This window comes from Bradyrhizobium sp. AUGA SZCCT0176 (assembly GCF_018130145.1).
Classification (GTDB): domain Bacteria; phylum Pseudomonadota; class Alphaproteobacteria; order Rhizobiales; family Xanthobacteraceae; genus Bradyrhizobium.
This window is the reverse complement of sequence record NZ_JAFCMB010000004.1, coordinates 287,972-313,526: the sequence shown is the minus strand read 5'-3', so window position 1 is coordinate 313,526 and position 25,555 is coordinate 287,972. Positions and strand designations below refer to the sequence as shown.

At 63.2% G+C, this 25,555-nt stretch carries 27 protein-coding genes; 22 read left to right on the top strand and 5 right to left on the bottom strand.

What is annotated here, in order from left to right; all coding sequences use genetic code 11:
- Positions 1–5: 5 nt before the first annotated feature.
- The 12 genes from JQ600_RS12675 (at position 6) to JQ600_RS12620 (ending at position 10,705) form a co-directional block, all read left to right on the top strand.
- Positions 6–581, top strand: coding sequence for a DUF6505 family protein (locus JQ600_RS12675; protein WP_212391121.1), 576 nt, complete (start codon positions 6–8; stop codon positions 579–581).
- Complete coding sequence (locus tag JQ600_RS12670) at positions 578–1,600, top strand: DUF6352 family protein (protein ID WP_212391123.1); 1,023 nt, start codon at positions 578–580, stop codon at positions 1,598–1,600. The genes JQ600_RS12675 and JQ600_RS12670 overlap by 4 nt, the downstream gene beginning before the upstream one ends.
- A 25-nt stretch (positions 1,601–1,625) precedes the next feature.
- A complete protein-coding gene (locus tag JQ600_RS12665; RefSeq protein ID WP_249133556.1) occupies positions 1,626–2,144 on the top strand; it encodes a DUF3305 domain-containing protein in 519 nt (172 codons plus the stop codon).
- Positions 2,141–2,845 carry a DUF3306 domain-containing protein gene (locus tag JQ600_RS12660; RefSeq protein ID WP_212391134.1) on the top strand — a complete coding sequence of 235 codons (705 nt, stop codon included), beginning with the start codon at positions 2,141–2,143 and terminating at the stop codon, positions 2,843–2,845. The genes JQ600_RS12665 and JQ600_RS12660 overlap by 4 nt, the downstream gene beginning before the upstream one ends.
- A 146-nt stretch (positions 2,846–2,991) precedes the next feature.
- Positions 2,992–3,804: a Cro/CI family transcriptional regulator gene (locus JQ600_RS12655; protein WP_212391136.1), complete on the top strand. Its 813-nt coding sequence runs from the start codon at positions 2,992–2,994 to the stop codon at positions 3,802–3,804.
- Between the two features lie 41 nt (positions 3,805–3,845).
- Positions 3,846–4,070 (top strand): hypothetical protein, encoded by a 225-nt coding sequence (locus tag JQ600_RS12650; RefSeq protein ID WP_212269106.1) that lies wholly within the window; start codon positions 3,846–3,848, stop codon positions 4,068–4,070.
- 13 nt (positions 4,071–4,083) lie between these two features.
- Positions 4,084–7,050, top strand: coding sequence for a formate dehydrogenase subunit alpha (locus JQ600_RS12645; RefSeq protein ID WP_212391138.1), 2,967 nt, complete (start codon positions 4,084–4,086; stop codon positions 7,048–7,050).
- Positions 7,051–7,064: 14 nt separating this feature from the next.
- Positions 7,065–7,661: a formate dehydrogenase FDH3 subunit beta gene (gene fdh3B / locus JQ600_RS12640; RefSeq protein ID WP_192734407.1), complete on the top strand. Its 597-nt coding sequence runs from the start codon at positions 7,065–7,067 to the stop codon at positions 7,659–7,661.
- A 65-nt stretch (positions 7,662–7,726) separates the two neighbouring features.
- Positions 7,727–8,737: a formate dehydrogenase subunit gamma gene (locus JQ600_RS12635; RefSeq protein WP_212391140.1), complete on the top strand. Its 1,011-nt coding sequence runs from the start codon at positions 7,727–7,729 to the stop codon at positions 8,735–8,737.
- A 34-nt stretch (positions 8,738–8,771) separates the two neighbouring features.
- The gene (locus tag JQ600_RS12630) at positions 8,772–8,927 is read left to right on the top strand and encodes a hypothetical protein (RefSeq protein WP_212269109.1); all 156 of its coding nucleotides are present in this window, start codon (positions 8,772–8,774) and stop codon (positions 8,925–8,927) included.
- 15 nt (positions 8,928–8,942) lie between these two features.
- Positions 8,943–9,338: a gamma-butyrobetaine hydroxylase-like domain-containing protein gene (locus tag JQ600_RS12625; RefSeq protein ID WP_249135850.1), complete on the top strand. Its 396-nt coding sequence runs from the start codon at positions 8,943–8,945 to the stop codon at positions 9,336–9,338.
- Positions 9,339–9,391: 53 nt separating this feature from the next.
- The gene (locus JQ600_RS12620; RefSeq protein ID WP_212391144.1) at positions 9,392–10,705 is read left to right on the top strand and encodes a c-type cytochrome; all 1,314 of its coding nucleotides are present in this window, start codon (positions 9,392–9,394) and stop codon (positions 10,703–10,705) included.
- Positions 10,706–10,770: 65 nt separating this feature from the next.
- Here JQ600_RS12620 and JQ600_RS12615 read toward each other — a convergent pair whose 3' ends face one another.
- Positions 10,771–11,688 (bottom strand): LysR family transcriptional regulator, encoded by a 918-nt coding sequence (locus JQ600_RS12615; RefSeq protein WP_212391146.1) that lies wholly within the window; start codon positions 11,686–11,688, stop codon positions 10,771–10,773.
- Between the two features lie 102 nt (positions 11,689–11,790).
- Between JQ600_RS12615 and bla the strand changes: the two genes are divergently transcribed.
- From bla to JQ600_RS12565, 10 genes are all read left to right on the top strand, one after another.
- Positions 11,791–12,687: a class A beta-lactamase gene (gene bla / locus JQ600_RS12610; RefSeq protein WP_212391148.1), complete on the top strand. Its 897-nt coding sequence runs from the start codon at positions 11,791–11,793 to the stop codon at positions 12,685–12,687.
- Between the two features lie 7 nt (positions 12,688–12,694).
- Positions 12,695–13,132: a hypothetical protein gene (locus tag JQ600_RS12605; protein ID WP_212391150.1), complete on the top strand. Its 438-nt coding sequence runs from the start codon at positions 12,695–12,697 to the stop codon at positions 13,130–13,132.
- A gap of 219 nt (positions 13,133–13,351) precedes the next feature.
- On the top strand, positions 13,352–13,564 hold the full coding sequence (locus JQ600_RS12600) for a hypothetical protein (RefSeq protein ID WP_212269115.1): 213 nt from the start codon (positions 13,352–13,354) through the stop codon (positions 13,562–13,564).
- A 216-nt stretch (positions 13,565–13,780) separates the two neighbouring features.
- The gene (locus JQ600_RS12595) at positions 13,781–15,016 is read left to right on the top strand and encodes an amidohydrolase family protein (protein WP_212269116.1); all 1,236 of its coding nucleotides are present in this window, start codon (positions 13,781–13,783) and stop codon (positions 15,014–15,016) included.
- An 8-nt stretch (positions 15,017–15,024) separates the two neighbouring features.
- Positions 15,025–16,275, top strand: coding sequence for an amidohydrolase family protein (locus tag JQ600_RS12590; RefSeq protein WP_312011096.1), 1,251 nt, complete (start codon positions 15,025–15,027; stop codon positions 16,273–16,275).
- 26 nt (positions 16,276–16,301) lie between these two features.
- A complete protein-coding gene (locus JQ600_RS12585) occupies positions 16,302–17,132 on the top strand; it encodes an ABC transporter permease (protein WP_249133558.1) in 831 nt (276 codons plus the stop codon).
- Between the two features lie 2 nt (positions 17,133–17,134).
- Positions 17,135–18,187 carry an ABC transporter ATP-binding protein gene (locus JQ600_RS12580; protein WP_212489937.1) on the top strand — a complete coding sequence of 351 codons (1,053 nt, stop codon included), beginning with the start codon at positions 17,135–17,137 and terminating at the stop codon, positions 18,185–18,187.
- A 35-nt stretch (positions 18,188–18,222) separates the two neighbouring features.
- Positions 18,223–19,266: a PotD/PotF family extracellular solute-binding protein gene (locus JQ600_RS12575; RefSeq protein ID WP_212035243.1), complete on the top strand. Its 1,044-nt coding sequence runs from the start codon at positions 18,223–18,225 to the stop codon at positions 19,264–19,266.
- A gap of 22 nt (positions 19,267–19,288) precedes the next feature.
- Complete coding sequence (locus JQ600_RS12570) at positions 19,289–20,173, top strand: ABC transporter permease (protein WP_212489936.1); 885 nt, start codon at positions 19,289–19,291, stop codon at positions 20,171–20,173.
- A gap of 19 nt (positions 20,174–20,192) precedes the next feature.
- Positions 20,193–21,410 carry a Xaa-Pro peptidase family protein gene (locus tag JQ600_RS12565; RefSeq protein WP_212489935.1) on the top strand — a complete coding sequence of 406 codons (1,218 nt, stop codon included), beginning with the start codon at positions 20,193–20,195 and terminating at the stop codon, positions 21,408–21,410.
- 10 nt (positions 21,411–21,420) lie between these two features.
- Here JQ600_RS12565 and JQ600_RS12560 read toward each other — a convergent pair whose 3' ends face one another.
- From JQ600_RS12560 to JQ600_RS12545, 4 genes are all read right to left on the bottom strand, one after another.
- On the bottom strand, positions 21,421–22,206 hold the full coding sequence (locus JQ600_RS12560; RefSeq protein ID WP_212391156.1) for an ABC transporter permease: 786 nt from the start codon (positions 22,204–22,206) through the stop codon (positions 21,421–21,423).
- A complete protein-coding gene (locus JQ600_RS12555; protein ID WP_212391183.1) occupies positions 22,203–23,015 on the bottom strand; it encodes an ABC transporter permease in 813 nt (270 codons plus the stop codon). The genes JQ600_RS12560 and JQ600_RS12555 overlap by 4 nt, the downstream gene beginning before the upstream one ends.
- Positions 23,016–23,144: 129 nt before the next feature.
- On the bottom strand, positions 23,145–24,209 hold the full coding sequence (locus JQ600_RS12550; RefSeq protein ID WP_212391158.1) for an ABC transporter substrate-binding protein: 1,065 nt from the start codon (positions 24,207–24,209) through the stop codon (positions 23,145–23,147).
- Between the two features lie 38 nt (positions 24,210–24,247).
- On the bottom strand, positions 24,248–25,555 hold the full coding sequence (locus JQ600_RS12545) for an FAD-binding oxidoreductase (protein WP_212489934.1): 1,308 nt from the start codon (positions 25,553–25,555) through the stop codon (positions 24,248–24,250).

Here is a 25,555-nt window from a genome sequence, read left to right as displayed (position 1 = left end):
CTGACATGCTGAAGCTGCCGCGAACCATCAGGCTCGACCCATCGGATACGTTCGTATTCGAGCGTGCCGCGGAACCCGGGGAATGGGCGGTTTCCGGCGCGTTCGTGTTCTGGAACCAGGATCCGGCGACGCTGGCGCAGAAGCAGCGCGTGGCGCTGCGGTCCGGATTTCTCGGGGTCGAAAGTCTGGGCTGGTCGACGCTTGCGATCGTGACCGAGGCGACGGACGCGGAGCGGCAAGCCGCGGTCGATCGGCTTGCTGCACAATTGCTGGAAAAATTCGGCGCGCCGGATCTTAGAGCCGCGCGCGGCGCCGCCGAAGAAGAGGTCGCGTTTGCGGCCTCGCTGTGCGATCACCCGGCGCAGACCTTGCTCGCCGTGCAACGCAGCATCGAGGATGGTGAAATCCGCGAGCGCTTTCGCACCCTCAAGCCGCGCGAAGCCGCAGGCGATGCCGACCGGTTGCACGCGCATGCCAGCGCCTTTACCTTTCATGAGATCGAAGGCGACGATGAACCTGCCGAGGAGGTCGATCTGCTGGGTTTGATGGGAACTGAACAGAAAACCGGAAATCGCAAATGAGAGAATTCTGGGTAGCGTCCGGCCATCATCTGACACGGCGCGCCGATCACGGCGGGTTGATCGCGACACCCGAACTGATCATGGCCTATCTGGCGCGGCCCGAATTGATGCCGCCGGAGGACGCCTGCGAGGCCGAGCGGAACCTGCACGCGGGCCTGTTGGCCGATCCGCTCCGTTCGGTTTCCAAAGCCGATATCGCGGCGCTCGCCGATCCCGATGCGCGCGAGAACTGGACCTTTATGATGAATTTTCGCGAGCGGCTGGTCGCGGCTCCGTCACTCGAGGCGGTCTATATCAACCTGGCCCGCAATGGCGCCGGCGACCTGCCGCCGATTTTTGTCTCGCAGCTCTGCCATCTGATCCTGCGCAACGCGCTTGAGGGTTGCGACGACCCTTACATGCTGCGCGCGGCCGAACTGTTCTATCGCAGCCAGCAGGCGGCGTTTCACGAGGGTACGCTGTTGCTTGCGGACGCCGAAATCGTCGAGGCGCAGCAACAGGCCGAACATGACCTGCATGCGTCGCCGCTGACGGCGATGCTGGCGCCGCCTAAGGCGTTCGGCGAGATGGATGTGATGGACGACGAGAACGCCTGGACCTATTGGTCGCGTTCGGATGCGCATGCGATGGTCATGAACATCGGCGGCAATCCGAAGGCGCGCGCCGGGCTTTGCCGGGTGATCGAACGATGGATCGCCCATCTGCTCGATGTAACCGTCAGCGTCGAGACGGTTCCCAGTATCGAAGACCGCGATTGGCGCTGGTTTGTCGGTCTCGACAGCGAGGGCACTAAAATCGGCAATGCGCTGTGGAACGGCACGTCGGTGGACGCCAACGCCGCCGAGCGCATCGTCGCGCTGATGCGCCTGACCATCGCGGATACGCGGCTGGTGGATGAGCGCGTCGGCAGCAAACCGGTTTACCTCATCCTGGCGATGGGCGCGGACAAGGTCGTGCGGCTGAAGCCGCAAAACCTGGTCGCCGGGCTGCCGCTCGCGCCAAAGGCGAATGTGGCATGATCGGCCGGTGCACGGAGGATCGCGCATGGCGATGACCGCATCCCGCGAAGTGGGTGTGGTGGTGCGGCGCCGCGCCGTCGATAATCCATGGATCGATCATATGTGGTCGCCGGCGATGGTGCTCGACGAGGTGCCGGCAACCGCGCCATGGACCGTGCTGTCCACGGAGTCGGATGCGACGATGTATTACGCGGGCGCCGCCAGCATCGACCTGTTCAGTTCCGACACCGCCAATTACCGCGACAATCTCGCCGACGGCGAACCGCGCATCTGGATCGCGCTGCGGCGACAGGCTGGCGGATCCGAACTTGAACTGACCAAGGTGACGGCCGATCCGACCGAAGGGGAGGCGATCTTCGAAAGCGGTTGCGACGTCATCGGCACGGTTCCGATGTCGCCGGAGATCGCGGCCTGGATCGCCGCCTTTGTCGACGAGTTTCATGTCGAGCGGGTGTTCCACAAACGCAAGCGCGATCGTGCCGGCGGCGACCGCCCGCGTGGACCGAAGGATCGCGGCCCGGACGAAGGGACAGGGCGCGCATGAGTGGTCAGGACCAGGGCGACGACAAAGGCTTTTTGGCGCGATGGTCGCAGCGCAAACAGGAGGCCAAGGAAGAGATAAAGCAGCCCGAGCGCGAAGCGCCCGTTGCCGACGCCGAAATCGCTGCTGCTCCGGCGACCGAGGCCGAGGCTGAGACGGAGGCTGCGCCGGAGTTCGATCTCTCCAGCCTGCCATCGCTCGAAGAATTGACCTCGGAGACGGATATCACCGGCTTTCTGCGCAAGGGCGTTCCCGAACATCTGCGCAATGCGGCTTTGAGAAAATCCTGGGCGCTGGATCCCGCGATCCGCAACTACGTCAACCCCGCGCTCGAATACGCTTATGACTGGAACACGCCGGGCGGCGTGCCGGGCAACAGCGAACTCGGCGCGGGCATCGATATCGCCCGGATGGTCAACCAGATCATGGGCACCGGCGAACCCCCGTCCGAGCCGCCGATTGCGGCCGCCGAGGTCCCGACAGAGATCGCGAACGACCCTGAATCTTCCGGCCAGCCAAAGCCTGATCTGCCGGATCAACCGCTGAGATTGAGCGGCCAGCCGGCGGCAATAGAGCCGAATCCTGCGGGCGGCGACGCGGAAGCCGGCCTCGAACCAGTGCAGGAATCAGTCTCCGTGCCTTCCGATTCTGTTGCACCGCAGCAGCCGGTGCGACGCCATGGCTCGGCAAAACCTCTTGTTTAGACAAAAGTTTTCGAGACATAGGCAAAGCCTATGATACAAATTTAGGACTGGAATAATTCCAGTTCTAATTTGTATGCCCGATTAAGAGGCATCGGACACAGGATACGGGACACTGGGCGCGAGGCTGGGGAGAAGTCGGGTTCACCATGCGTGACGCCGGACTGGAACAGGCAATCAGGGCAGCGGGTGGCGTCGCATCGTTAGCGCGAGCGATCGGCATTGCGCAGCCTTCGGTTTCATCATGGTCGCGGATTCCCGCCGAGCGGGTTCTCGCGGTCGAGGCCTTGACGCGCGTCGAGCGTTCCGTGCTTCGCCCCGATCTCTACGGATCATCCGAGGCTCAGGTGTCATCCCAGGTGTCGTCCAACGTGTCAGCGAAACCGGAACTCGACGAGATCGATCAGCTGCGCGCCGCGGAATACGGCTTGCTGTCGTTGCTGCTCGGCAAGGCGCCGGACGCGGGCACGCTGGCGCGCGTCGCGCAGTTGAAGGGCGACGCTTCCGATCTCGGCATGGCGCATGTCGAGCTCGCTGTGGCTGCGTCAGCTATGGACGACCGCGCCGCCAGCAAGGAATTCTTCGACCTGTTCATCGGGCTCGGGCGCGGCGAGCTGCTGCCCTATGCCTCCTATTACCTGACCGGCTTCCTGCACGAGCGCCCGCTGGCGCGCGTCCGCGAGGATCTGGACCTGCTCGGCATCGAGCGTGCCGGCCCCTCGCGCGAGCCGGAAGACCACATCGCGATTCTGCTTGAGGTGATGGCGGGTCTGGCGCGCGGCGACTTTGTGGCTCCATTCGCCGAACAGGCGCGCTTCTTCGACCGGCATCTCAAGCCGTGGGCGGCGCGGATGTTCGCTGATCTGGAGATGTCCGGGACAGCCAAATTCTACCGTGCCGTCGGCCGCGTCGGCCGCGTGTTTATGGAACTGGAAGCCGAGGCCTTCACGCTGTCCGAGTGACGCGCAAAGGTAATCGAAAGTTTGAAGTGGAGGAGACCGCGATGAGCAAACCATCCAACAAGGCGCCGGCCGACAAGCCGCTCGATGCCAAGGGGCTCGATCGCCGCCGTTTGTTCATGATGGGCGGATCGGCAGTCGCTGCAGCCGCCGTGGTGCCGCTGGCGGGCGGCGAGGCGGTCGCGGACGAGTCGCAGGCCGAGCGCGTCAAGGCCCGCTACAAGGAAACCGATCACGTCAAGAATTTCTACCGCGTCAACCGCTATTGATGGGAACACGCACATGTTGATGAAGCGAAAAGACGGATCCGCAGGCAAGGCGCGTTTGCAAGGTGTCGCCGCCGGCCTGGCTTCAGGGGTTCTCGACCGCCGCACGTTCCTGCGCCGGTCCGGTCTGGCTGCAGGCGCCGGCGCCGCGCTCGGCTTGATGCCGCTCGGCTCGGTGCGCAAGGCGGAGGCCGGTCCGAAAATCGTCGGCGCGCCGACGGAAATCAAAAAGAACATCTGCACGCATTGTTCGGTCGGCTGCACCGTGATCGCCGAAGTGCAGAACGGCGTCTGGGTCGGCCAGGAGCCGGCCTGGGACAGCCCGATCAACCGCGGCTCGCATTGCGCCAAGGGTGCGTCAGTGCGCGAGCTCGTGCATGGCGATCGCCGCCTGAAATACCCGATGAAGCTCGTCAACGGCGAGTGGCAGAAAATATCGTGGGACGTCGCCATCAACGAGATCGGCGACAAGATGCTGGAGATCCGCGCCAAGTCGGGCGCCGATTCCGTCTATCTGCTCGGTTCCGCGAAATTCTCCAATGAGGGTGGCTATCTGTTCCGCAAATTCGCGGCGTTCTGGGGCACCAACTCCATCGACCACCAGGCCCGCATCTGCCACTCCACCACCGTCGCCGGCGTCGCCAATACCTGGGGCTACGGCGCGATGACCAATTCCTACAACGACATGCGCAACTCGAAGACCGTTATCTTCATGGGTTCGAATGCCGCCGAAGCGCATCCGGTGTCGCTGCAGCACATCCTGACCGGCAAGGAGATCAACCGCGCCAACGTATTCGTGCTCGATCCGCGCTTCACCCGGACCGCGGCCCACGCCACCGAATATGTGCGCTTCCGCAGCGGCACCGACATCGCGGTGATCTGGGGCATGCTGCACCACATCTTCAACAATGGCTGGGAAGACAAGGAATACATCAAGCAGCGCGTTTACGGCATGGACCAGATCCGCGCCGAAGTCGCGAAGTGGACGCCGGAAGAGGTCGAGCGCGTGTCGGGGATTCCCGGCGAGCAGTTGAAGAAGGTCGCCGAGACCTTCGCCAAGCAGAAGCCGTCGGCCTTTGTCTGGTGCATGGGCGGCACCCAGCACACCGTCGGCACCGCCAACGTCCGCGCCTATTGCACGCTGCTGCTGGCGACCGGCAATGTCGGCACCTTCGGCGGCGGCGCCAACATTTTCCGCGGCCATTGCAACGTGCAGGGCGCCACCGATATCGGCCTCGATATCGTGACGCTGCCGCTCTATTACGGCCTGGTCGAAGGCGCCTGGAAGCACTGGGCGCGGGTCTGGGAGGTCGAATACGATTATCTGCAGGCGCGCTTCGACGAAGTGCCGGCCAAGGCGGGCCGTCCGGCCCGCACCCGCAAGCAGAACATGGAATTGCCGGGCATCCCGTGGACCCGCTGGTTCGATGCGACGCTGGCCAATCCTGATGATGTCGATCAACGCGACACCATCAAGGGCGTGCTCATCATGGGGCATGGCGGCAATACCATCCCGCGCATGACCGAGATGGTGAAGGGTCTCGAGAAGCTCGAACTGCTTGTGGTTGCCGATCCGCATCCGACCACGTTCGCGGCGATCTCGGAGCGCAAGAACGGCACCTATCTGTTGCCGGCCTGCACCCAGTTCGAAACCTCGGGCTCGCGCACCGCTTCCAACCGCTCGCTGCAGTGGGGCGAGCAGGTCGTCAAGCCGATCTTCGAATCCAAGGACGATTACGAGATCATCTACCTGCTTTCCAAGAAGCTCGGCTTCGCCGATCCGATGTTCAAGAACCTCAAGGTGGAGAACAACCGTCCGTCGCCGGAAGAGCTGCTGCGCGAAATCAACCGCGGCGGATTCTCGACCGGCTATTCCGGCCAGTCGCCGGAGCGGCTGAAGGCGCACATGAAGAACCAGGGCAAGTTCGACCTCGTGACCCTGCGCGCCAAGGCCGACGAGCCCGAAATCGGCGGCGACTATTACGGCCTGCCGTGGCCGTGCTGGGGCACGCCGGAGATCAAGCATCCGGGAACGCATACGCTCTACAACACCAACCTGCACGTCAAGGACGGCGGCGGCACGTTCCGGGCGCGGTTCGGCGTCGTCTATGAAGAGAAGCAGCCGGACGGTTCGGTGAAGAACGTCAACCTGCTGTCGGAAGGTTCCTACAGCAAGGGTTCGGAACTCACCGATGGCTATCCGGAGTTTACCTACGGCGTGCTGAAGAAGCTCGGCTGGGACAAGGACCTCACCGCGGCCGAACTGGCGACGATCAACAAGATCGGCGGCAACAATCCCGACGGCGTCGGCTGGGCCGTCGACCTGTCGGGCGGCATCATCCGCGTTACGCTCGAACACGGCGTGATGGCCTATGGCAACGGCAAGGCACGCGCGGTGGCGTGGAACCTGCCGGATCCGGTGCCGGTTCATCGCGAGCCGATCTACACCTCTCGCCCCGAACTCGTCGCCAAATACCCGACGCGTCCGGACGGCCGCCAGTTCCGGATGGCCAATCTCGGCTTTTCGGTTCAAAAGGCCGCGGTGGACAAGGGGCTTGCCAAGCAATTCCCGATCATCCTCACGTCGGGTCGTCTCGTCGAATATGAAGGCGGCGGCGAGGAAACCCGGTCGAACAAATGGCTTGCCGAATTGCAGCAGGACATGTTCGTCGAGGTCAACACATCAGATGCTGCCGAACGCGGCATCAAGGATGGCGGCTGGGTCTGGGTCTATGGCCCGGAGAACTCATCGAAGGCTCGGGTCAAGGCGCTCGTCACCGACCGCGTCGGCAAGGGCGTCGCATTCATGCCGTTCCACTTCTCCGGCTGGTTCCAGGGCGTCGACCAGCGCAGCAAATATCCAAAGGGCAGCGATCCGATCGTGCTCGGCGAAAGCGTGAACTCGATCACGAGCTACGGCTACGATCCGGTCACCGGCATGCACGAGGGCAAGGTGACCCTGTGCCAGATTCAATCGGCGTGAGGGGAGAATAGATCATGGCTCGCGTCAAATTTCTCTGTGATGCCGACCGTTGCATTGAGTGCAACGCCTGCGTGACGGCCTGCAAGAACGAACATGAAGTGCCGTGGGGCATCAATCGCCGCCGCGTCGTCACCATCAATGACGGCAAGCCCGGCGAACGCTCGGTGTCGATGGCCTGCATGCATTGCACCGATGCGCCATGCGCCGCGGTTTGTCCGGTGTCGTGCTTCTACACCACCGCCGACGGCGTGGTGCTCCACTCCAAGGACCTGTGCATCGGCTGCGGCTACTGCTTCTACGCGTGTCCGTTCGGCGCGCCGCAATATCCGAAAGTCGGCAATTTCGGCTCGCGCGGCAAGATGGACAAGTGCACCTATTGCGCGGGCGGGCCGGAAGCGGACTCCAGCCCGGCCGAATACGCCAAATACGGCGCCAATCGTCTGGCCGAGGGCAAGCTGCCGATTTGCGCAGAGATGTGCTCGACCAAGTCGCTGCTCGCCGGCGACGGCGCCATCATCGCCGAAATCTACAAGGAGCGCGTGATGAAGCGCGGTTACGGTTCGGGCATGTGGGGCTGGAAAACGGCTTACGCGGATTCACCGACCGGCTGATGCCTTGGCCGTCGCGCGGCGCGCGGCGGCGCACATGTCACGAGAAACGGGAAGGTCACGGGCCTATGCCAAGCTCTCTTTCACACCTCCGGGCGCTATGCGCCGCCATCGCGCTGCTGTTTGTGTTCGCGCATCCCGCCGCCGCGCAGCTGACGTTCAAGCCGACCGCCGAAGCGGTTCAGGAAGACAAACTCCTGAACGCGCTGAAGGAGGGCGACAAGATCACCGGGCGGATATCGATCCCGGATACCATGGCCTCCAGCCTGATCCAGCCCGCGGGCCGCGACTGGCGCGATTTTCAACGCAGCAAGCTGCCGATCATCGGCGGCGTCGCCATCCTTGGAATGATCGCGCTGCTGGCGATCTTCCTGATGGTGCGCGGCCGGATTCGCGTCGATCACGGTTTTTCCGGCACCAAGATCCTGCGTTTTGCGAGCTTCGAACGCTTCACCCATTGGCTGACGGCGAGCTGTTTCGTCGTGCTGGCGCTGTCGGGCCTCAACATCAGCTTCGGGCGGGTCCTGATCATGCCGCTGTTCGGCGCCCAGGCATTTGCGACCATGTCGGGCTGGGCCAAGATCGCGCACGATTACCTGGCGTTTCCGTTCATGCTTGGCCTCGCGATCATGTTCCTGATCTGGATCAAGGATAACATCCCAGGGAAGCTCGACTGGCAATGGATTAAGCAGGGTGGCGGCATCCTGCCCAACGGCAAACATCCGCCGGCCAAACGATTCAACGCCGGTCAGAAAGGCATTTTCTGGATCGTCATCATCGGCGGCGTGCTGATGTCGGTGTCGGGCTGGTTCATGCTGTTCCCGTATCTTCCGGCCAACGTCACGGCGTTGCAGTTCTGGACCGTGATCCATGCCGTGATCGCGATGCTCTTCATCGCGGTCATGCTGGCCCACATCTATATCGGTTCGGTCGGGATGGAGGGCGCGTTCGATGCGATGGGCACCGGCGAGGTCGACCTCAACTGGGCCAAGGAGCATCACGCGCTCTGGGTCGCGGAGGAGCAGGCCAAGGGCCGCGCGCCGTCGAAAGATGGCACGCACGCCGTGGCGGCCGAATGACGATGCGAGTACAGAACAGTTCGAGGGAAATACGATGAAGAGCTTTCTGGCGGCTTTGGCGTTTGCGGCGATCGCCGCGTTCTGTGTGTCGTCCGTGCTCGACACCATTCAGCAGTCGAGTTCGGTTGCCTACACCACCACCGGGGCGAGGGTCGGCGATCCCGGCAAGAATCTGATCGGGCCGAACTGATTTCTGGATCGGATGTTGAGCGCGCCCAAGCAAGTTAAGGCAGTTGCGGCGTGGCCGGTGGAAATCCGGCTGGTGAAGGACCGCCGCGCCCTTCACGTCACCTTTGACGACGGTGCGGATTTCAACCTGTCGGCCGAACTGCTCCGGGTGACCAGTCCGTCCGCCGAGGTGCAGGGGCATTCCGAAGCGCAGCGCAAGACGGTCGGCGGCAAGCGCAACGTGACCATTCTCTCCGTCGATCCCGTCGGCAATTACGCCGTGCGGCTCGGCTTCGACGACATGCACAATACCGGCATCTATTCCTGGGCGTTCCTGCACGATCTCGGCAGCAACGCCGAGCGGCGTTTTCAGGATTATCTCGACGAGCTCCAGGCCAAGGCCCTCGATCGCGACAAACCGGGCATGCGCTGATCCTTCTTCCTCTGCCTTGACGGCGACACGAACCGACGAAACGATCGCCGCGAATGCTCCGTGCTCATACCATCCGCCGCCTCGTAGCGCTGACCTGGATCGCTTTGCTGGTCCTGACGGCGCTTGGAACCAGCGCCGCCCACGCGCAGTTGCGCGGCCATGGCGGGCCGGTGCGGGCCTTGGCGATTTCACCTGACGGTGCGAGCGCCATTTCAGGCAGCTTCGATTCAACCGCGATCCGCTGGTCGCTGACATCAAATGCGGCCGAGCAGGTGCTTCGTTTCCACGCCGACGCCGTCAACGCGGTGGCATTGCTCCGGGATGGACGGGCCGCGACCGCGGGCGCCGATGGCCGCATTGCGATCTGGACCGCCGGCAACACCCGGCCTGACGCGGTGCTGGAAGGCCATACCGCGCCGATCGCAGCCCTTGTGGTTTCGCCCGATGGCGCAACATTGGCCTCCGTGTCGTGGGATCAAACCGTGCGCCTGTGGCCGCTCGCGGGCGGCGCGCCGCGCGTGCTGGAAGGGCATACCCAGAACGTCAATGGCGTCGCTTTTTCGCCCGACGGCCGCACGCTGGTCAGCGTCAGCTATGATCAGAGCGTTCGCATCTGGCCGCTGGCGGGCACGTCGCCGCCGTCAGTCATTGCGATGCCGACCCCGCTCAACGCCGTCGCGATTGGCCGTGATGGCGAAATCGCGGCCGGAGGCGCCGACGGCAGACTGTATTTTCTGGGCAGCGACGGTGCGCGCGCCGGTGACGTTGAAGCCGGACCGAGGCCCGTGATCTCGATGGCGATCTCGCCCGACGGCGCGTGGGTCGCGGCCGCCGGCATTGGCGGCGCTGTCGCGGTGATCGATCGCAAGACGCGCAATCTCGCGCGCACATTGGTAGGTCCCGGGCTGCCGGTCTGGTCGGTGGCGTTTCTGCCGGATAGTCGCACGCTGCTCACCGGCGGTGCTGACAGCACCATCCGCCGCTGGAACGCGGTGACCGGAGATCCCGTCGATCCCTTGCTGTTTGAACACACGGCAGACCCGCTGGCCGCGTATGCCGGCGACCGCGGCGCGGATATTTTTCGTGCCTGCGTCGCCTGCCACACGCTCGGCGCCGATCAGGCCAACCGGGCAGGGCCGACACTGGCCGGCCTGTTCGGCCGGCGCATCGCGACCTTGCCGGGATATGATTTTTCCGACGCGCTCAAGCGGCTCGATATCGTCTGGACGCCGGAAACGGTTTCGAAATTGTTCGAGATCGGGCCTGCGGCCTACACGCCGGGCACCAAGATGCCCGAGCAGCGCATCGGCTCCGAACAGGACCGTGCCGCTTTGGTGCAGTTCCTGGAGCGCGCCACGAAGCGCTAGAGAACACTCTATCGCGCCTTGCCCGCCGACCGCGGCTGCAGGGCCAAGTGGCGGCGTTCGCACGGCTATCGGCTACGTGTATTCCGAGCCGGAGCTTCTGCTTTCGCTGCGATCGTTTCAAGCAACCAGTTCTTGAACGAGAGCATCGCAGATGATGGTTGCCGCGAATGCAGCGACGTAATCCAGTAGTCGCCGAGCGTCACTTCAGTCTTGAACGGGCGTACCAGTCGCCGTTGACGGATCTCGTCCTGAAACATCTCCGCCGGCAACAACGCAACGCCGGTACCGCGCGCTGCAACGCTTGCGATCGTGATCGATGAGTCGAACACCATTCCCTTGATAACGGGACTAAGCAGTCCCGCCGCGGCAAACCAGCGCGACCATTCGTCCTGTCGATAGGAACGCAGCAGCACCTCGCGTTTGAGATCGGCCGGCCGGCTCAGCCTGCGGGCCAGTGCCGGCGCGCAGAACGGAGTAAACGACGCCCCCATCAGGCGGGTGGCGTCCGTACCGTGCCAGAGGCCGTCGCCAAACCTGATGGCGTAATCGAGGCCTTCGCCCGCTATGTCGACGCGATTATTATTGGCGAACAGACGCAAGTCGATCCGCGGATACGCCTTCTTGAAAGTGTCGAGCCGCGGCAGCAGCCATCCCGACGCGAAGGTGCCGACTACGCCGATCGTGATGACGTCCTGGTAGCGACCGTCTTCAAAACGATTGACCGCTTCGTTGAGCCGCCCGAAAGCTTCGACGATGCTGGGCAGCAGTGCTTGTCCTTCGTCGGTCAGCGCGACGCCGCGCGGTAGCCGGCGAAACAGCTGCGCGCCAAGCCTGTCCTCCAGTGCTTTCACTTGCTGACTGACGGCGGCCTGCGTAACGCGGAGTTCAAGGCCGGCACGGGTGAAACTCAGGTTGCGCGCCGTCGCCTCAAAGGCCCGTAATGCATTCAGCGGAAGGTGGGAAAGCTTCGTCCTGCGGCGCATTCGTTCGACCCTAGTTTTTCTAATGCCTGCATTCAAAACTGATCGTTTGTCAAGACAGGGCCTTCTGGGCACGTTCCTGCCCGCAACCCGGAGGGATTCGAAATGATCAGCAGGAGACAATTTCACCTTGGTTTCGGCGCAGCACTGATAGCCGCTGATCTGAGCGGTCTGCCAAAAACGGCTCGCGCTGCGGCCGCGGATCAACGACTGATCGCCGAGATCAAGCGTCTGGAGAGCGAGAGCGGTGGCCGGCTCGGCGTTTGTGTGCTGGAGACGGCAACCGGCGCGCGTCATGTCCACCGGGGCGACGAGCGTTTCCCGATGTGCAGCACCTTCAAGGCGCTGGCGACAGCGGCGGTGCTGGCGCGGGTGGATGCCAGGAAGGAGCAATTGACGCGGCGCATAACCTTCGACGCATCAGCAATCGTGGTGAATTCGCCGGTAACTGAAAAGCACGCCGGGGGCGATGGCATGACGCTCGCTGAAATTTGCGACGCGGCGATGACACGGAGCGACAACACTGCGGGCAACCTGCTGCTCGCCAGTATCGGCGGACCTCCGGGGCTGACGGCCTTCGCGCGAGGGCTCGGCGATCAGGTCACGCGGCTGGACCGGGATGAACCGTCGCTCAACCAGGCACTGCCCGACGATCTCCGCGATACCACGACACCGAATGCGATGGCTTCGGATTTCCAGGCACTCGTCCTTGGGACTGGGGCGCTGTCGGCGGCATCGCGCGAGCAATTGACGGCATGGTTAGTTGCCAACAAGACGGGCGACACACGATTGCGCGCAGGGTTTGCGAAAGGCTGGCGTGTCGGTGACAAGACCGGCGCCGGTGACCATGGCACGAACAATGACGTTGCCGTGGTGTGGCCTCCCGACGGCGCCCCTGTCATCGTCGCGGCCTATCTGACGGGCGCCAGCATTCCCAGCGCGCAACAAAACGCCACCATCGCCTCGATCGCGCGCGCCGTCGCGGCGATGAGACTGGGCTAGGTGCGGAATGGCGGCAAATCCTTCAGCGAAAACGACCGGCGCACTATCGATAGCCGTCGTCGCCGTATGCCTTGTGATGCCGAGTTCGGTTCCATCGCTTGCCTCGAACGGGATGTTCGCCAAGCGGCCCGCGTTCTCGGAGGCGGACCAGCCTGTGCGGATGGCCGCCGAGTGCAGAGAGGTGAGGCCGATGTCGGATGGCATTCCGGAACTCGACTACCGGATCGATCTTTCCGTGGCTGGCAGTCTCACGGCGGTGAAGACAGATGGAGTGTTGTGGTATCTCGTGCTGTGTTCTCCACCCGATGTCCGGATTATGTGCGTGACCTACCAGTCCAATGGCATGGAGACGGGTGACAGGATTATCGTGAAAGGCGGATACCGACGGCGCGATGCCGATCACGTACTTCTGGATCCTTGTTTGGCAACAAGGCCGGAGCCGTGATCTCGTCCCTCAGTGAAGTCTGCCTTGGCGCTGACGGCAACAGGAACCAGTGCAGCGCATCGGTTCCGAACAGGACCGTGCCGATTTGGTGCAGTTCCTGGAGCGCGCCACGAAGCGCTAGAGAAAGCGTGAACGCCGTCTGTGACGCAGTTCACATCCGCGCGCCGGGCTTCACGCTAAGGCACACACGGGGTGGGCTTCTCCGAACGGAGGTTTCCCATGAACCGTTTGATGATCTCTGGATTCATTGCGGTCGCTCTGCTTGCCGTTACCATCACTATGTTGCCGTCGCACTCGCTTTGGGGCCATCGCGCCGGGACAACCGGCCTGGCGTCATCGCAGCAACGTTCCCTTTCGACTGCCGCGAACAAGCTCCCGATCGAGGAGTTCGAGGATATGTCGTTCGTCTTTTCGCACCCGCCCAAGCGCTGAAGCGCGCGGACGGCATGATTCATGATCGTGACTTCGCGAACGTTGGCGCGTGAATTTGCATCACGACGCGCTTGCTTTCGTCAGCGGTCACGATTCGCCGGAAAGCCACATCGCCCAAGGCACAGCGCTCACCACGTGAGCGCATGGCTTGCCCATTGACGCCGGCAAGTCGGCATAGGACATTCCGATCAACGTGCGAGCGATCGGAAGCCGGCCATGAACGTCACCCATTTCAAGAATTTCGAAATGCTCGACCCGGAGGTCGGGGAGTTACGCGGTGGCCATGAACTGGTGGTCGAAGGCGACACGATCCGGGAAGTCTCGGCCAAACCGGTCAAGCTCGAAAACGCCAGCGTGATCGACTGCGGCGGGCGCACGCTGATGCCCGGCCTGATTGACAGCCATGTCCATGTGGTGCTGTCCGAGGTCGTGATCCGCAACATGGAAAGTGTACCCCTGACGTTGATGACGGCGCGCGCGGCCCGTTTGATGCACAGGATGCTCGACCGCGGCTTCACCAGTGTGCGCGACACCGGCGGCGCCGATTGGGGCCTGAAGGAGGCGACGGACAAGGGGCTGATACCAGGGCCGCGGCTGTTTATCGCCGGGCGTGCGATCGGTCCGACCGGTGGCCATAGCGATGCACGTCGTCGCACCGATTTCGGTTCGCGCTGCCATTGCTGCAACGCCATGTCGTTTTCCATGGGCGTCGCGGACGGTATCACCGAGGTCCGCCGCGCCGTGCGCGAGGAAATGCGCCAGGGCTGCGACCAGGTCAAGATCATGATGTCCGGCGGCGTGGCGTCACCCTACGATCCGCTCGACAGCCTGCAGTTCTCGGTCGGCGAGGTCGAGGCCGCCGTGCAGGAAGCGCACGCCTTTGGCCGCTATGTCTGTGCGCACGCCTATACGCCTGAAGCGATTACGCGCGCGGCGCATGCCGGGGTTCGCACCATCGAGCACGGCAATCTGATCGACGATGCCTCGGCAAAGCTGATGGCCGAGAAGGGCATGTTCCTGGTCGCCAATCTCGTCACTTACTTCGAGATGAAGAAGCATGCGGCAGAGTACGGCATGAATTCGGACATGCTGGCCAAGAACGACCTCGTGATCGATGGCGCTCTAAAATCGCTCGAAATCTGCAAGCGCCACGGCGTCCCGGTCGCCTACGGCACCGATCTGCTCGGCGAATTGCAGGTCGCGCAGTCGGAGGAGTTTTCGCTACGGGCGCAGGTGCTGTCGCCGGCGGAGATCATCCGCTCCGCGACCACGATCGGCGCCCAGGTCACCCGCATGGAGGGCAAGATCGGCTGCCTGAAGCCGGGTGCGTTTGCCGACCTGCTCGTCGTCGACGGCGATCCCTTGAAGAACCTGAAACTGTTCGGGGAGGAAGGCCGGCACCTTTCAATCATCATGAAGGCAGGGCGCTTCCACAAGAACCGGCTGCAGTGAGCCTGCCAGTGTCCCAACAAATCCTGTTCAAGAATTTTGAGTTACTCGAGCCTTCGTTCGGCGAGCTCCGCGGCGGCTATCAGCTGCTGGTCGAGGGCGATACCATCAAGGAACTCAGCACAACGCCGATTAAGGCGGCCGAGGCTACGGTGATCGACTGCGGCAAGCGCACCTTGATGCCGGGACTGATCGACTGCCACGTCCACGCCATCCATAGCGAAGTCAATGTCCGCTTCATGGAGGCGTTACCGCTGACGCTGGTCACCGCGCGTGCGGCGACGCGGCTTCGCGCCATGCTCGACCGCGGCTTCACCACCGTGCGCGACACCGGCGGCGCCGATTGGGGCATCAAGACCGCGATCGAAACCGGGCATATCACCGGCCCACGGCTCTACATCGCCGGCCAGTCGATCGGCCCCACCGGCGGCCATTCGGATTCGCGCCGGCGCACCAACCGCTTCAACAGCAGCAACAACGAGTGCGTCTGCTGCAACGGCCTGCAGTTCAAGTCCGCGATCGCCGATGGCGTTGACGAGGTCCGCAAATCCGCGCGCGAGCAGATGCGCCAGGGCGCCGACCATGTGAAGATCATGATGTCCGGCGGCGTCGCGTCACCTTACGATCCGCTCGACAGCCAGCAATTCTCGGATGGCGAGGTCAGCGCGGCGGTGGAGGAGGCGACCGCCTTCGGCCGCTACGTCTGCGCGCATGCCTATTCCGCCGAATCCATCACCCGCGCCGCGCGCCTCGGCGTCCGCACCATCGAGCATGGCAATCTGATCGATGATGCTTCCGCCAAGCTGATGGCCGAAAAAGGCATGTTCCTGGTGGCCAACCTCGTCACTTATTATGCCATGAAGGATCGCGCAAAACAGTTCGGCATGATCGGCGAAAGCCTCGCCAAAAACGAAATCGTGCTGCAGGGCGGGCTGAAATCGCTGGAGATCTGCAAGCGCCACAACATTCCCGTCGCCTATGGCAGCGACCTCCTGGGCGAGCTGCACTGGGACCAGTCCAAGGAGTTCACCATCCGCCAGGAGGTGGTCTCGCCGATCGAGATCATCCGTTCGGCGACCACGATCGGCGCCGACGTGCTGCGCATGCCGGGCAGGGTGGGTACGTTGCAGGCAGGTGCCTTCTCCGACGCCATCCTGGTCGACGGCAATCCGCTGAAAGACCTTGCGCTGCTTGGCGATCAAGGCAAACATCTCTCCCTGATCATGAAGGCCGGCATTTTGCATAAGAACCGGCTGAACTAATCGAAGGCTCCCATAAAGAGGCGATCTTGACCGTCGTACCCCGATGGACCTCATCACGCGTTGTCGGCCGGATGGCGCTCGGGACGGCGGCTGGCGTGTCGCTTGCATATATCCTGCTGCCGATGTTCTTCGTGATCTGGCTGGCATTCTTCGCACAGGAAATTCCGTCATTTCCCCCGGAAGGCTATTCGCTGAAATGGTTTCGCGCTGTTCCCGGCAATGACAGGTTCGTCAAGGGATTCTTCCTTAGTCTGCAGGTCGCCGTGCTCGCCACGTCGATCGGTTTGGCGATCGGCGTTCCTGCCGCCGTCTGCCTGGTGCGCGGGCGTTTTGCCGGGCGTGAGGCGGTGAACAATCTGCTGTTGCTGCCGCTGATCGTGCCGGGCATCGTGCTCGGCATCGCGCTTTACGTCTTCCATGTCGAAACCGAGATCGTGACCGGCTGGCCGATCCTCGGTTCGCTCGGCGGCCTGGTCGCCGGTCACGTCCTGATCGCGATCCCCTGGACGGTGCGCCTGATCACCGCGAGCCTCGTCGGGATGGATCGCGCCGTCGAGGAAGCCGCGCAGAGCCTCGGCGCCGACCGCCTGACCACGTTCCGGCGCATCACGCTGCCCGGCATTTTGCCGGGCATTGTTGCGGCGGCACTGTTCGGATTCATCGCCTCGTTCGGGAATCTGGAAATGAGTCTGTTCCTGGTCGGCCCCGGCCGCACCACGCTGCCGATCGCGATCCTGCAGTATCTCGAATGGAAGATCGATCCGACGATTGCCGCGGTATCGGTGCTGCAGATCCTGTTTATCGGCGGGGCCATGCTGCTGACCGATCGCTTCGTCAAGATCGGTCGTGTGGTCTGACCATGGCGCGTCTGCAATTAACCGGCATCACCAAGCGCTATGGCGACTTCAAGGCCGCCGATGACGTCTCGCTCGACATCGCCGATGGCGAGTTCCTGGTTCTGCTCGGCCCGTCCGGCTGCGGCAAGACCACGACCTTGCGCATCATTGCCGGCTTCATCGAGCCGACATCGGGCAGCGTGCGCGTGGGCGATCGCGATGTTACTTCGCTGCCGCCATGGAAGCGCAACACCGGCCTCGTGTTCCAGAGTTATGCGCTGTTTCCGCATATGACGGTGGCCGAGAACGTCGCGTTCGGGCTCGAGATGCGCAAGATACCGAAGGCGGAGATGGCGCCGAAGATCACGGAAGCCTTGCGCCTGGTGCGGCTCGATCATCTCAGCGACCGGCTGCCGCGGCAATTGTCCGGCGGCCAGCAGCAGCGCGTGGCGCTGGCCCGGGCGCTGGTGTTCCACCCCGATGTGCTGCTGCTCGACGAACCATTGTCCAATCTCGACGCCAAGCTGCGCCAGGACGTGCGCGTCGAAATCCGCGAACTGCAGCGCAAGCTCGGCCTGACCACCGTCATGGTCACCCACGACCAGGAGGAGGCGCTCACCATGGCCGACCGCCTCGTCGTCATGAGCGAGGGCCGCATCCGCCAGATCGGCTCGCAGCAGGATCTCTATGAGCGGCCTTCGGAAAAATTCGTCGCGGATTTCGTCGGCCGTTCCACCTTCATCGATGGCCGTATGGACGGCCCCGGGCGCTTCGTCTCGGCCGGCGGCCTCGTCGTCACCTGCGAAGGGACCGCTACCGGCAGCGCCTCGCTGGCGCTGCGCCCCGAACGGCTTGCACTGATGTCGGCTGCGGCGCCTGCGATGGACAACAGTTTTCCAGGCTCCGTGGAGTTCATCTCCTATCTCGGCTCGCAGGTGGATCTGCATGTCCGCCTGTCGCCCAAGGAACGTGTCATCGTGCAGATCCAGAACCGGCCGGAACAGCCGCTACCGGTGATCGGAGAACAGGTCCGTATCGGCTGGAGCAAATCGACAGGCCGCGTATTTCAATCATAATATCTCTGCCAATAAACATCCCGGAGGCATCCACCATGACCAGCTCGAAATCCCGCCGTGAAGTCCTGCTCGGTGCCGCAGCCCTTGCCGGTACCGCCAGCCTGCCACGCATGGCGTCGGCGCAGGCCAAAGGCCGCATCGTTGTCGGTACCTGGGGCGGCGACTACGCCCGCCTGCTCAACAAGAATATCGAGGCGCCGATCCTGATCAAGGATGGCTGGGAGGTGGTGCAGGACCAGGCCGGCGATCCCGAGCGGCGCTCGAAGATGCTCGCCGAGATGCGGCTGCCGCGCGGCACGACTGATGTGCAGGGTCTATCGGCCATCAACATGTTCCAGATGCACGACGCCGGCAGTGTGCTGCCGATCGACTACGGCAAGCTCAAGAATGCCGGCAATCTGCTGCCGGGGATGAAATATCCCTACGGCGTCGGCCATATCTATTCGGGCAAGGTCGGCGTCTACAATCCGAAGGTGATCACAACAGCACCGGTCAGTTACAAGGACGTGTTCGATCCCAAGCAAGGCAACAAGCTCGGCATCATCGACATCCAGTATCAGTACACGTTGGTCTGCGCGGCGCTCGCCGCCGGCGGCAAGGTCGATGATCTCGAGCCCGCCAAGAAACTGCTGCTGGAGTGCAAGAAGGCCGGTATGCGGATCTATCCGACCAACGAGGCGTTTGCCCAAGGTCTGAAGTCGGAGGAATTCGGTCTCGGAGTGATGTGGAAAGCGCGCGTCGTGCAATGGCAGAACGCGGGTATTTCAGTGACGTCAATGACCCCGACCGAAGGCGCACTGGCCTATGTCTCAGGCTTCGTCATCCCGAAAAACTCGCCCAACAAGGAAGGTGCCTACGCCTATCTCGACGCCATGCTGGACAAGAGCGCGCAGGAGGCCTTCGCCGTCGACATGGGTTACAATCCCACGGTCAGCAACGCCGTGGTCGCGCCCGATCTCAACAAGCGCATCGGCTTCACCCCGGACGAGGTCAAGAAACTGGTCGATCTCGACTACAACTATCTCAACAAGAACGACGTCGCGCTCAAGGAATGGTGGGACAAGGAACTGAAGGGCTGAGCGGGCATTAGCGAAGCAGCCGATGGCCACGACCGCTGCAGCACAGTTCCAGTCCGACGAGAAGCCAACGTCGGTGCTCTCGGCGACGACATTGATTGGGCCAGCGACGGTGTTCGTGGTCGCCGGTCTGCTGCTGCCGCTGGCGATCCTGTTCCGCTACAGCTTCGACAAGGTCGACGCGCGGCGCATCATGATCGATACGTTCTCGTTCGATAATTACGTCAAGTTCTTCTCTGACCCCTATTACACCGGCGTGCTGGCGACGACATTGCGGGTGGCCGCGCTTTGCACCGTCATCTGCCTCGCCATGGGCCTGCCGCTGGCCTATGTGCTGGCGCGCACCCAGTCGCGGTACAAGAACGTGCTGATCATGCTGGTGGTGCTGCCGCTGTTCGTCGGCAATGCGGTGCGCGCCGCCGGCTGGATGACCCTGTTCGGTTCCAAGGGCTTTCTCAACGTCACCCTGATGCAGATCGGAATCATTACCCAACCGCTGCAGATCATGTTTACCGAGGGCGCCGTCATTGCCGGCATCATTGCCGTCAATCTGCCCTACATGGTGCTGACGCTCTCGAGCGTGATCGAGGGCATCAACCGCAATGTGGAGGAGGCGGCCTTCAGCCTCGGCGCCGGGCCGGCGACGATGTTTCGCCGCGTGCTGCTGCCGCTGTCGCTGCCGGGCATCCTCGCCGGCACGATCCTGACCTTCATCCTCGGCATGAATGCCTATGCGACGCCGGTGCTGCTCGGCGGCCCCAAATTCAAGATGATGGCGCCGCTGGTGTACGGACAGTTTCAGCTCAACAACTGGCCGTTCGGCGCGTCCGTCGCGTTCGTCCTGATGACGGCTACCCTCGGATTGACGGCGGCGGCAAATATCCTGATACAGCGCCGGTTTCGGCGATGAAGACTGAAGGGGACTTGGCATGACAATTGGTGTTGGCGGTTCGACTGCGGAGGCGGAACTCGCCGCCATCAAGAACATGCGCGGCGACGTGCCGCCGATCGGCGTCGAGGAGCGGCTGCAGCGCATCGCCCGCGCCCAGGCCATCATGCGCGAGAAGGGCATCGACGCGCTCTATCTCGATGTCTCCTCGAGCATGACCTATTTCACCGGATTGAAGTTCCGCCGCACCGAGCGCATGCACAGCGCGGTGCTGCCGGCCAGGGGCGAGATCGTCTATATCTCGCCGGCCTTCGAGGTCGAGAAACTCAAAACCATGACTACGTTCGGCGAAAAGATCGCGGTCTGGGAGGAGGACGAGGACCCGACCGCCACCGTCACCGAGACCGTGCGTTCACTCGGCTATCCCTCCGGCACCATCGCGGTCGATGAAGCGACGCCGTTTTTCACCTTTGACGGGCTGCGCCGCGCCGGCAACGCCTACACCTTCATCAATTCGATCGACGTGACCGCCGGATGCCGCATGATCAAGTCCGAGCAGGAGCTCGCGCTGATGCAGACGGCCAAGAACATCACGCTCGAAGCCCACAGGCTGACTGCCCGCATCATGCGCGAAGGCATCACCACCACCGAAGTGCAGGCCTTCCTCACCGCCGCGCACCGCAAGCTCGGCTCGGAAGGCGATCCGCCGTTCAACGCGGTGCTGTTCGGCGAGGCGACGGCATATCCGCACGGCGTGCCCTATCCGCAGACGCTGAAGGAGGGCGACATGATCCTGATCGACACCGGCGCGCCGGTCGATGGCTATCTCTCCGACATCACGCGCTCCTACGTGTTCGGCGAACCGAGCAAGCGCCAGCGCGACGTCTGGAACCTGGAGAAGGAGGCGCAGGCCGCCGGCTTTGCCGCCGCCAAGCCGGGCAACCGATGCGAGGATATCGACATCGCCGCGCGCGGCGTCATCAACGGCGCCGGTTTCGGCCCCGGCTATGCCACGCCGGGCCTGCCGCACCGCACCGGCCACGGCATTGGCCTCGACGTGCACGAATGGCCCTATCTCGTGAAGGGCGACAAGACCGTACTGAAGCCCGGCATGACCTTCTCCAACGAGCCGACCATCTGCATCTACGGCGAATTCGGCGTGCGGCTCGAGGACCACATGGTCATCACGGAAACCGGCGCGCGCTGGTTCACCCAGCCGGCCCATTCGGTCGACGACCCCTTCGGCCTGGAGAAGTAACAGAACGCCGTCAGCCGCTCTTCTTCTGCCGGGTGCTGGCGATCAGCACCAGCAGGAACGAGGCCGCCGTCATCAGCGTGCTGATCGCGGCGATCGTCGGATCGATCTCGTCGCGCAGCGCGGTGAACATCCGTTTTGTCAGCGGCTGATACTGGCCGCCTGATATGAACAGGCCGACGACCGTCTCGTCCATTGCCGAAATGAAGGCGAAGATGGCGCCCGTGAGCACGCTGGCCTTGATCTGCGGCAGCGTGACGGCGAAGAAGCTGCGCAAGCGGTTCATGCCGAGGCTGCGCGCCACCATCTCCTGTGCCGGGTCGAAACTCTGCAGGCCCGCCACCACTGACGTGATGACATAGGGCAGGCCGAGCATGACATTGGCGAGCACCAGTCCCGACATCGTCGCAACCAGCCCGACCTTGGCATAGACAAAGAAGATGCCGACCGCCGTGATGATGATCGGCACCACCAAAGGCAGCATCAGCATCATGTGGACGATGCGCATGAGGCGCATTTTCGAATTGCTGATGGCGTAGGCCGCGGCGACGCCGAGCGGCGTTGCGATCAGGACGGTGAGGGTGGCCACCGCAAAGGTGACGCGGGTCGCCTGCATCCAGGCGGCATTGCCGATATATTCCTCATACCAGCGCAGCGACAGCGCCGGCGGCGGGAAAGTCAGGAAACGCGTGCTCGAAAACGACATCGGCACGATGATCAGCACCGGCAGGATCAGATACAGCAGCACCAGCGCGCAGAACACGACGAAGACGATGCGGCCAAGCGAGAACGTCTTCATTTTTGCCCCAAGATTCGGTCGAGCGGAATGAACCGGCCGACGATGAGGAAAATGACGAGAACGCCGAGCAGCAGCACCACGCCGACGGCGCTTGCGGCGCCCCATTGGTCATAGAGCTCGACGTTGCGGCTGACCAGCAGCGACACCATCACGGTACGACCGCCGCCGAGCAGTTCGGGCGTAATGTAGAAGCCGAGGCACAGCACGAACACCAGCGTGGTGCCCGCGAGCACGCCGGGCAGCGACAGCGGCAGGAAGATCCGCCAGAATGTATGCGAAGGACTGCCCCCTAAGCTGGCGCCCGCCTGCATCAAATCGTGCGGGATCTTCTGCATGGTGGCGTAGAGCGGCAGCACCATGAACGGCAGCAGGATATGCACGGTCGCCACCACAGTGCCGAACGTGTTGTGCACCAGCGCCAGCGGCTCGTCGATAATCCCCAAATATTGCAGGAACTGGTTGATCACCCCGGTCCGCTGCAGCAGCGCCAGCCAGGCATAGGCCCGCACCAGCACGCTGGTCCAGAACGGCAGGATCACCAGCGCCAGAATCAATACGCTCCATCCCTTCGGCACCACGCTGGCGGCATAGGCGATGGGATAGCCGAGCAGCAGCGCCAGCAGCGTCACCAGCAGGCTGATCTGGAAGGTCAGCGAGAAGCTGCGCCAGTAGATGGCTTCGCTGAAGATGCGGCGGTAGTTCTCCAGCGTGAAGCCGTCATGATAGATCGATTGCCAGGCGAGCCAGCCTACCGGGAGCACGATCAGCAGCAGGATCACCAGCAGCGCCGGCGACGCCAATGCCAGCATCAGGCCCTGTTCGCGGCGATGGTGACGCAACGAGAGGTCTGGTGTGGAATGGGTCAATGCCGTTTTCCTGTCATTGCCGGATGGCTGGAGCGGGGCGCGCCGGTCGAACCCCGCTCCAGTTGATTCCGTCTATTTCTGCACGAACGAGACCCAGCGCTTCTCGGCGGCTTCGCCGTCCGGCGACGCCCACCACGCATAGGACATCAGCGCCTGCTTTTTGGCGTTGTCGGGCGCGCTCGGCAGCTGCGCGACGCGCTCCGGCTTGACCACGCCGGTATCGAACGCCTTCGGGTTCGCCGGGCCGTAGTCGATGTGCAGCGGCAGATTGGCTTGATGGACGGGATCGACGGCCTCGTTGAGGAACTTGACCGCCGTCGCCAGATTCGGCGCGCCCTTGAGGATGCAGAGGGACGTGCTCTGCAGGATGCCCTGATTATAGGTATAGGCGACCTTGGCGCCTTCCTTGGTGAGCGCGCTGACGCGGCCGTTCCAGGCCATCACCATGTCGACCTCGCCGTCGTTCAGGAGCTGCGCGGATTGCGCGCCCGAGGTCCACCACACCGTGATGTTGGGCTTGATCTCCTCGAGCTTCTTGAAGGCGCGGTCGACGTCGAGCGGATAGAGCTTGTCCGGTGCGACGCCGTCGGCCATTAGCGCTGCTTCCAGCGTTGCAATGGGGTGGTTGCGCAGCGCGCGGCGGCCGGGGAATTTCTTCACGTCCCAGAAGTCGGCCCAGCTGTTCGGCGTGGCGCCTTCAGGATATTTCTTCTGGCTGTAGGCCAGAACGCTGGAATAGAACTCGTACGCCACCGAATACGGATTGCGATAGGCTTCAGGCATGGCGGCGGCATTGGGGATCTTGGAGAAATCGAGTTTTTCGATCAGCCCCTGTTCGCCGCCGCGCAGGCAATAGCCGGTCGGAACGTCAACCACGTCCCAGATCGGCTTGCCGCTGGCGACCTGCGATTTGATCACCGGCCAGGCGTCGGGAATGCTGTCCTGGTTGATGGTGATGCCGAGCTTCTTGGCCGAGGGATCGAGGATCGCAACCGTCTGCGCCTTCTGATAGGCGCCGCCCTGTGACACGAAGGTGATCTGCTCGGCGGCGTTGGCCGCGATGCTGGTTGACGCGAAGAGCCCGAGCGCTGCGCCGAACAACGCGCGTCCTAGTCCTGTGTTGGATGCAACTGCCATCTTCCGTTCCCTCCTGTTATGACCGGGCTTAGTCCTTGCTATTGCCCGATCGCGTCCAAAAACTGATACCAGCCGGCCACCATTCGGACGGCCGGTTCGCGCAGCGGATAAAATGGAATGACCTTGAGGCGGCTGGCATCGAGCAGGCCGACATCCGGCTGCTCGCCGCGCACGAAGGCCGCGAGGTAACGCCCCATCAGGCTCGACATCGCGACACCGGCGCCGTTGTAGCCCATCGAGAACAGGGTGTGGTCGTCGAGCCGGCCGATATGCGGCATGGAATCCAGCGTCATGCCGACGAGGCCCGACCATTTGAACCCCAGCGGCGTGTCGTTCAGTTCCGGGAAGATGCCCACCATGGCCTTGCGCAGCGCGTCGAAGGCGGCTTCCGAATCCTGTTTGCCGAAGGCGCCGCGGCCGCCGAAGATCACGCGATCGTCGACCATGCGGAACCAGCGCATCATGCGCTTGGTCTCGGTATAGGTTCGCCCGGTCGGCATCAGGCTGCCCGCGAGGTTATGCGGCAGCCGGTCGGTGGCGATGATGGCGCTGCGGAACGGCACCAAAGTGTGCTGCATATGGCGCGTTGCGTCGGTCAGGTCGGAATAGCTGTTGGTGGCGATGATGACTTGCCGCGCGCGCACCGCGCCTGCAGGTGTCTCAACGACAGCGCGCTCATTCTCCCGCCGTAGCCGAAGTGCAGGGCTCTCCTGGAAGATGCTGACGCCGCGCTGCGCCAAGCCTTCGGCGAGGCCATGCAGATAGTTCAGCGGATGGATGCCGCCGGAGCCCGGATTGAGCACGCCGCCGACGAACGCCTGCGAACCGGTTTCCTCGCGTACTTCATGGGCGTCAAGGATGCGAACATCCGCATCGCCCATCTCGCGCTTCATCCATTCGGCTTCATCGATCGCAGCTTTCAGCGTCGCGTGGTTATGCGCGGCCTTGACCTGCCCGGTCCGCGTCAGCCGTGCGGCGGTGATGCCGAATTCCGAAACCAGTTCCTCGACGATCTCGGTCGATTCATACGCGATCTCGTACATGCGCTTGGCCATCGCGCGGCCATGGGCCGCATCGATGCCGCGGAACGACTGCCGGAACTTTGCGGTGATGACGCCACCATTGCGGCCGCTCGCGCCCCAGCCGGGACGGTTGGCTTCGAGCACGACAGGCACGAGGCCGCTCTTGGCGATGTGATGCGCGGCGGAGAGTCCGGTATAGCCGGCGCCGATGATCACGACGTCGGCCTGAGCCTCGCCCGACAGCACAGGAAAGGTCCGCAACGGCGTCGCCGTGCTCGCCCATAGCGAGTTCGCCGATGCCATTGGGGTCCAGACCTCAGCCAT

Excerpts from the sequence above, each read along its gene's own strand:
- JQ600_RS12675 (WP_212391121.1), top strand. The coding sequence starts at position 6 with ATGCTGAAGCTGCCGCGAACCATCAGGCTCGACCCATCGGATACGTTC.
- JQ600_RS12670 (WP_212391123.1), top strand. The coding sequence starts at position 578 with ATGAGAGAATTCTGGGTAGCGTCCGGCCATCATCTGACACGGCGCGCC.
- JQ600_RS12665 (WP_249133556.1), top strand. The coding sequence starts at position 1,626 with ATGGCGATGACCGCATCCCGCGAAGTGGGTGTGGTGGTGCGGCGCCGC.
- JQ600_RS12660 (WP_212391134.1), top strand. The coding sequence starts at position 2,141 with ATGAGTGGTCAGGACCAGGGCGACGACAAAGGCTTTTTGGCGCGATGG.
- JQ600_RS12655 (WP_212391136.1), top strand. The coding sequence starts at position 2,992 with ATGCGTGACGCCGGACTGGAACAGGCAATCAGGGCAGCGGGTGGCGTC.
- JQ600_RS12650 (WP_212269106.1), top strand. The coding sequence starts at position 3,846 with ATGAGCAAACCATCCAACAAGGCGCCGGCCGACAAGCCGCTCGATGCC.
- JQ600_RS12645 (WP_212391138.1), top strand. The coding sequence starts at position 4,084 with ATGTTGATGAAGCGAAAAGACGGATCCGCAGGCAAGGCGCGTTTGCAA.
- fdh3B (WP_192734407.1), top strand. The coding sequence starts at position 7,065 with ATGGCTCGCGTCAAATTTCTCTGTGATGCCGACCGTTGCATTGAGTGC.
- JQ600_RS12635 (WP_212391140.1), top strand. The coding sequence starts at position 7,727 with ATGCCAAGCTCTCTTTCACACCTCCGGGCGCTATGCGCCGCCATCGCG.
- JQ600_RS12630 (WP_212269109.1), top strand. The coding sequence starts at position 8,772 with ATGAAGAGCTTTCTGGCGGCTTTGGCGTTTGCGGCGATCGCCGCGTTC.
- JQ600_RS12620 (WP_212391144.1), top strand. The coding sequence starts at position 9,392 with ATGCTCCGTGCTCATACCATCCGCCGCCTCGTAGCGCTGACCTGGATC.
- JQ600_RS12615 (WP_212391146.1), bottom strand. The coding sequence starts at position 11,688 with ATGCGCCGCAGGACGAAGCTTTCCCACCTTCCGCTGAATGCATTACGG.
- bla (WP_212391148.1), top strand. The coding sequence starts at position 11,791 with ATGATCAGCAGGAGACAATTTCACCTTGGTTTCGGCGCAGCACTGATA.
- JQ600_RS12605 (WP_212391150.1), top strand. The coding sequence starts at position 12,695 with ATGGCGGCAAATCCTTCAGCGAAAACGACCGGCGCACTATCGATAGCC.
- JQ600_RS12600 (WP_212269115.1), top strand. The coding sequence starts at position 13,352 with ATGAACCGTTTGATGATCTCTGGATTCATTGCGGTCGCTCTGCTTGCC.
- JQ600_RS12595 (WP_212269116.1), top strand. The coding sequence starts at position 13,781 with ATGAACGTCACCCATTTCAAGAATTTCGAAATGCTCGACCCGGAGGTC.
- JQ600_RS12580 (WP_212489937.1), top strand. The coding sequence starts at position 17,135 with ATGGCGCGTCTGCAATTAACCGGCATCACCAAGCGCTATGGCGACTTC.
- JQ600_RS12575 (WP_212035243.1), top strand. The coding sequence starts at position 18,223 with ATGACCAGCTCGAAATCCCGCCGTGAAGTCCTGCTCGGTGCCGCAGCC.
- JQ600_RS12570 (WP_212489936.1), top strand. The coding sequence starts at position 19,289 with ATGGCCACGACCGCTGCAGCACAGTTCCAGTCCGACGAGAAGCCAACG.
- JQ600_RS12565 (WP_212489935.1), top strand. The coding sequence starts at position 20,193 with ATGACAATTGGTGTTGGCGGTTCGACTGCGGAGGCGGAACTCGCCGCC.
- JQ600_RS12560 (WP_212391156.1), bottom strand. The coding sequence starts at position 22,206 with ATGAAGACGTTCTCGCTTGGCCGCATCGTCTTCGTCGTGTTCTGCGCG.
- JQ600_RS12555 (WP_212391183.1), bottom strand. The coding sequence starts at position 23,015 with ATGCTGGCATTGGCGTCGCCGGCGCTGCTGGTGATCCTGCTGCTGATC.
- JQ600_RS12550 (WP_212391158.1), bottom strand. The coding sequence starts at position 24,209 with ATGGCAGTTGCATCCAACACAGGACTAGGACGCGCGTTGTTCGGCGCA.
- JQ600_RS12545 (WP_212489934.1), bottom strand. The coding sequence starts at position 25,555 with ATGGCTGAGGTCTGGACCCCAATGGCATCGGCGAACTCGCTATGGGCG.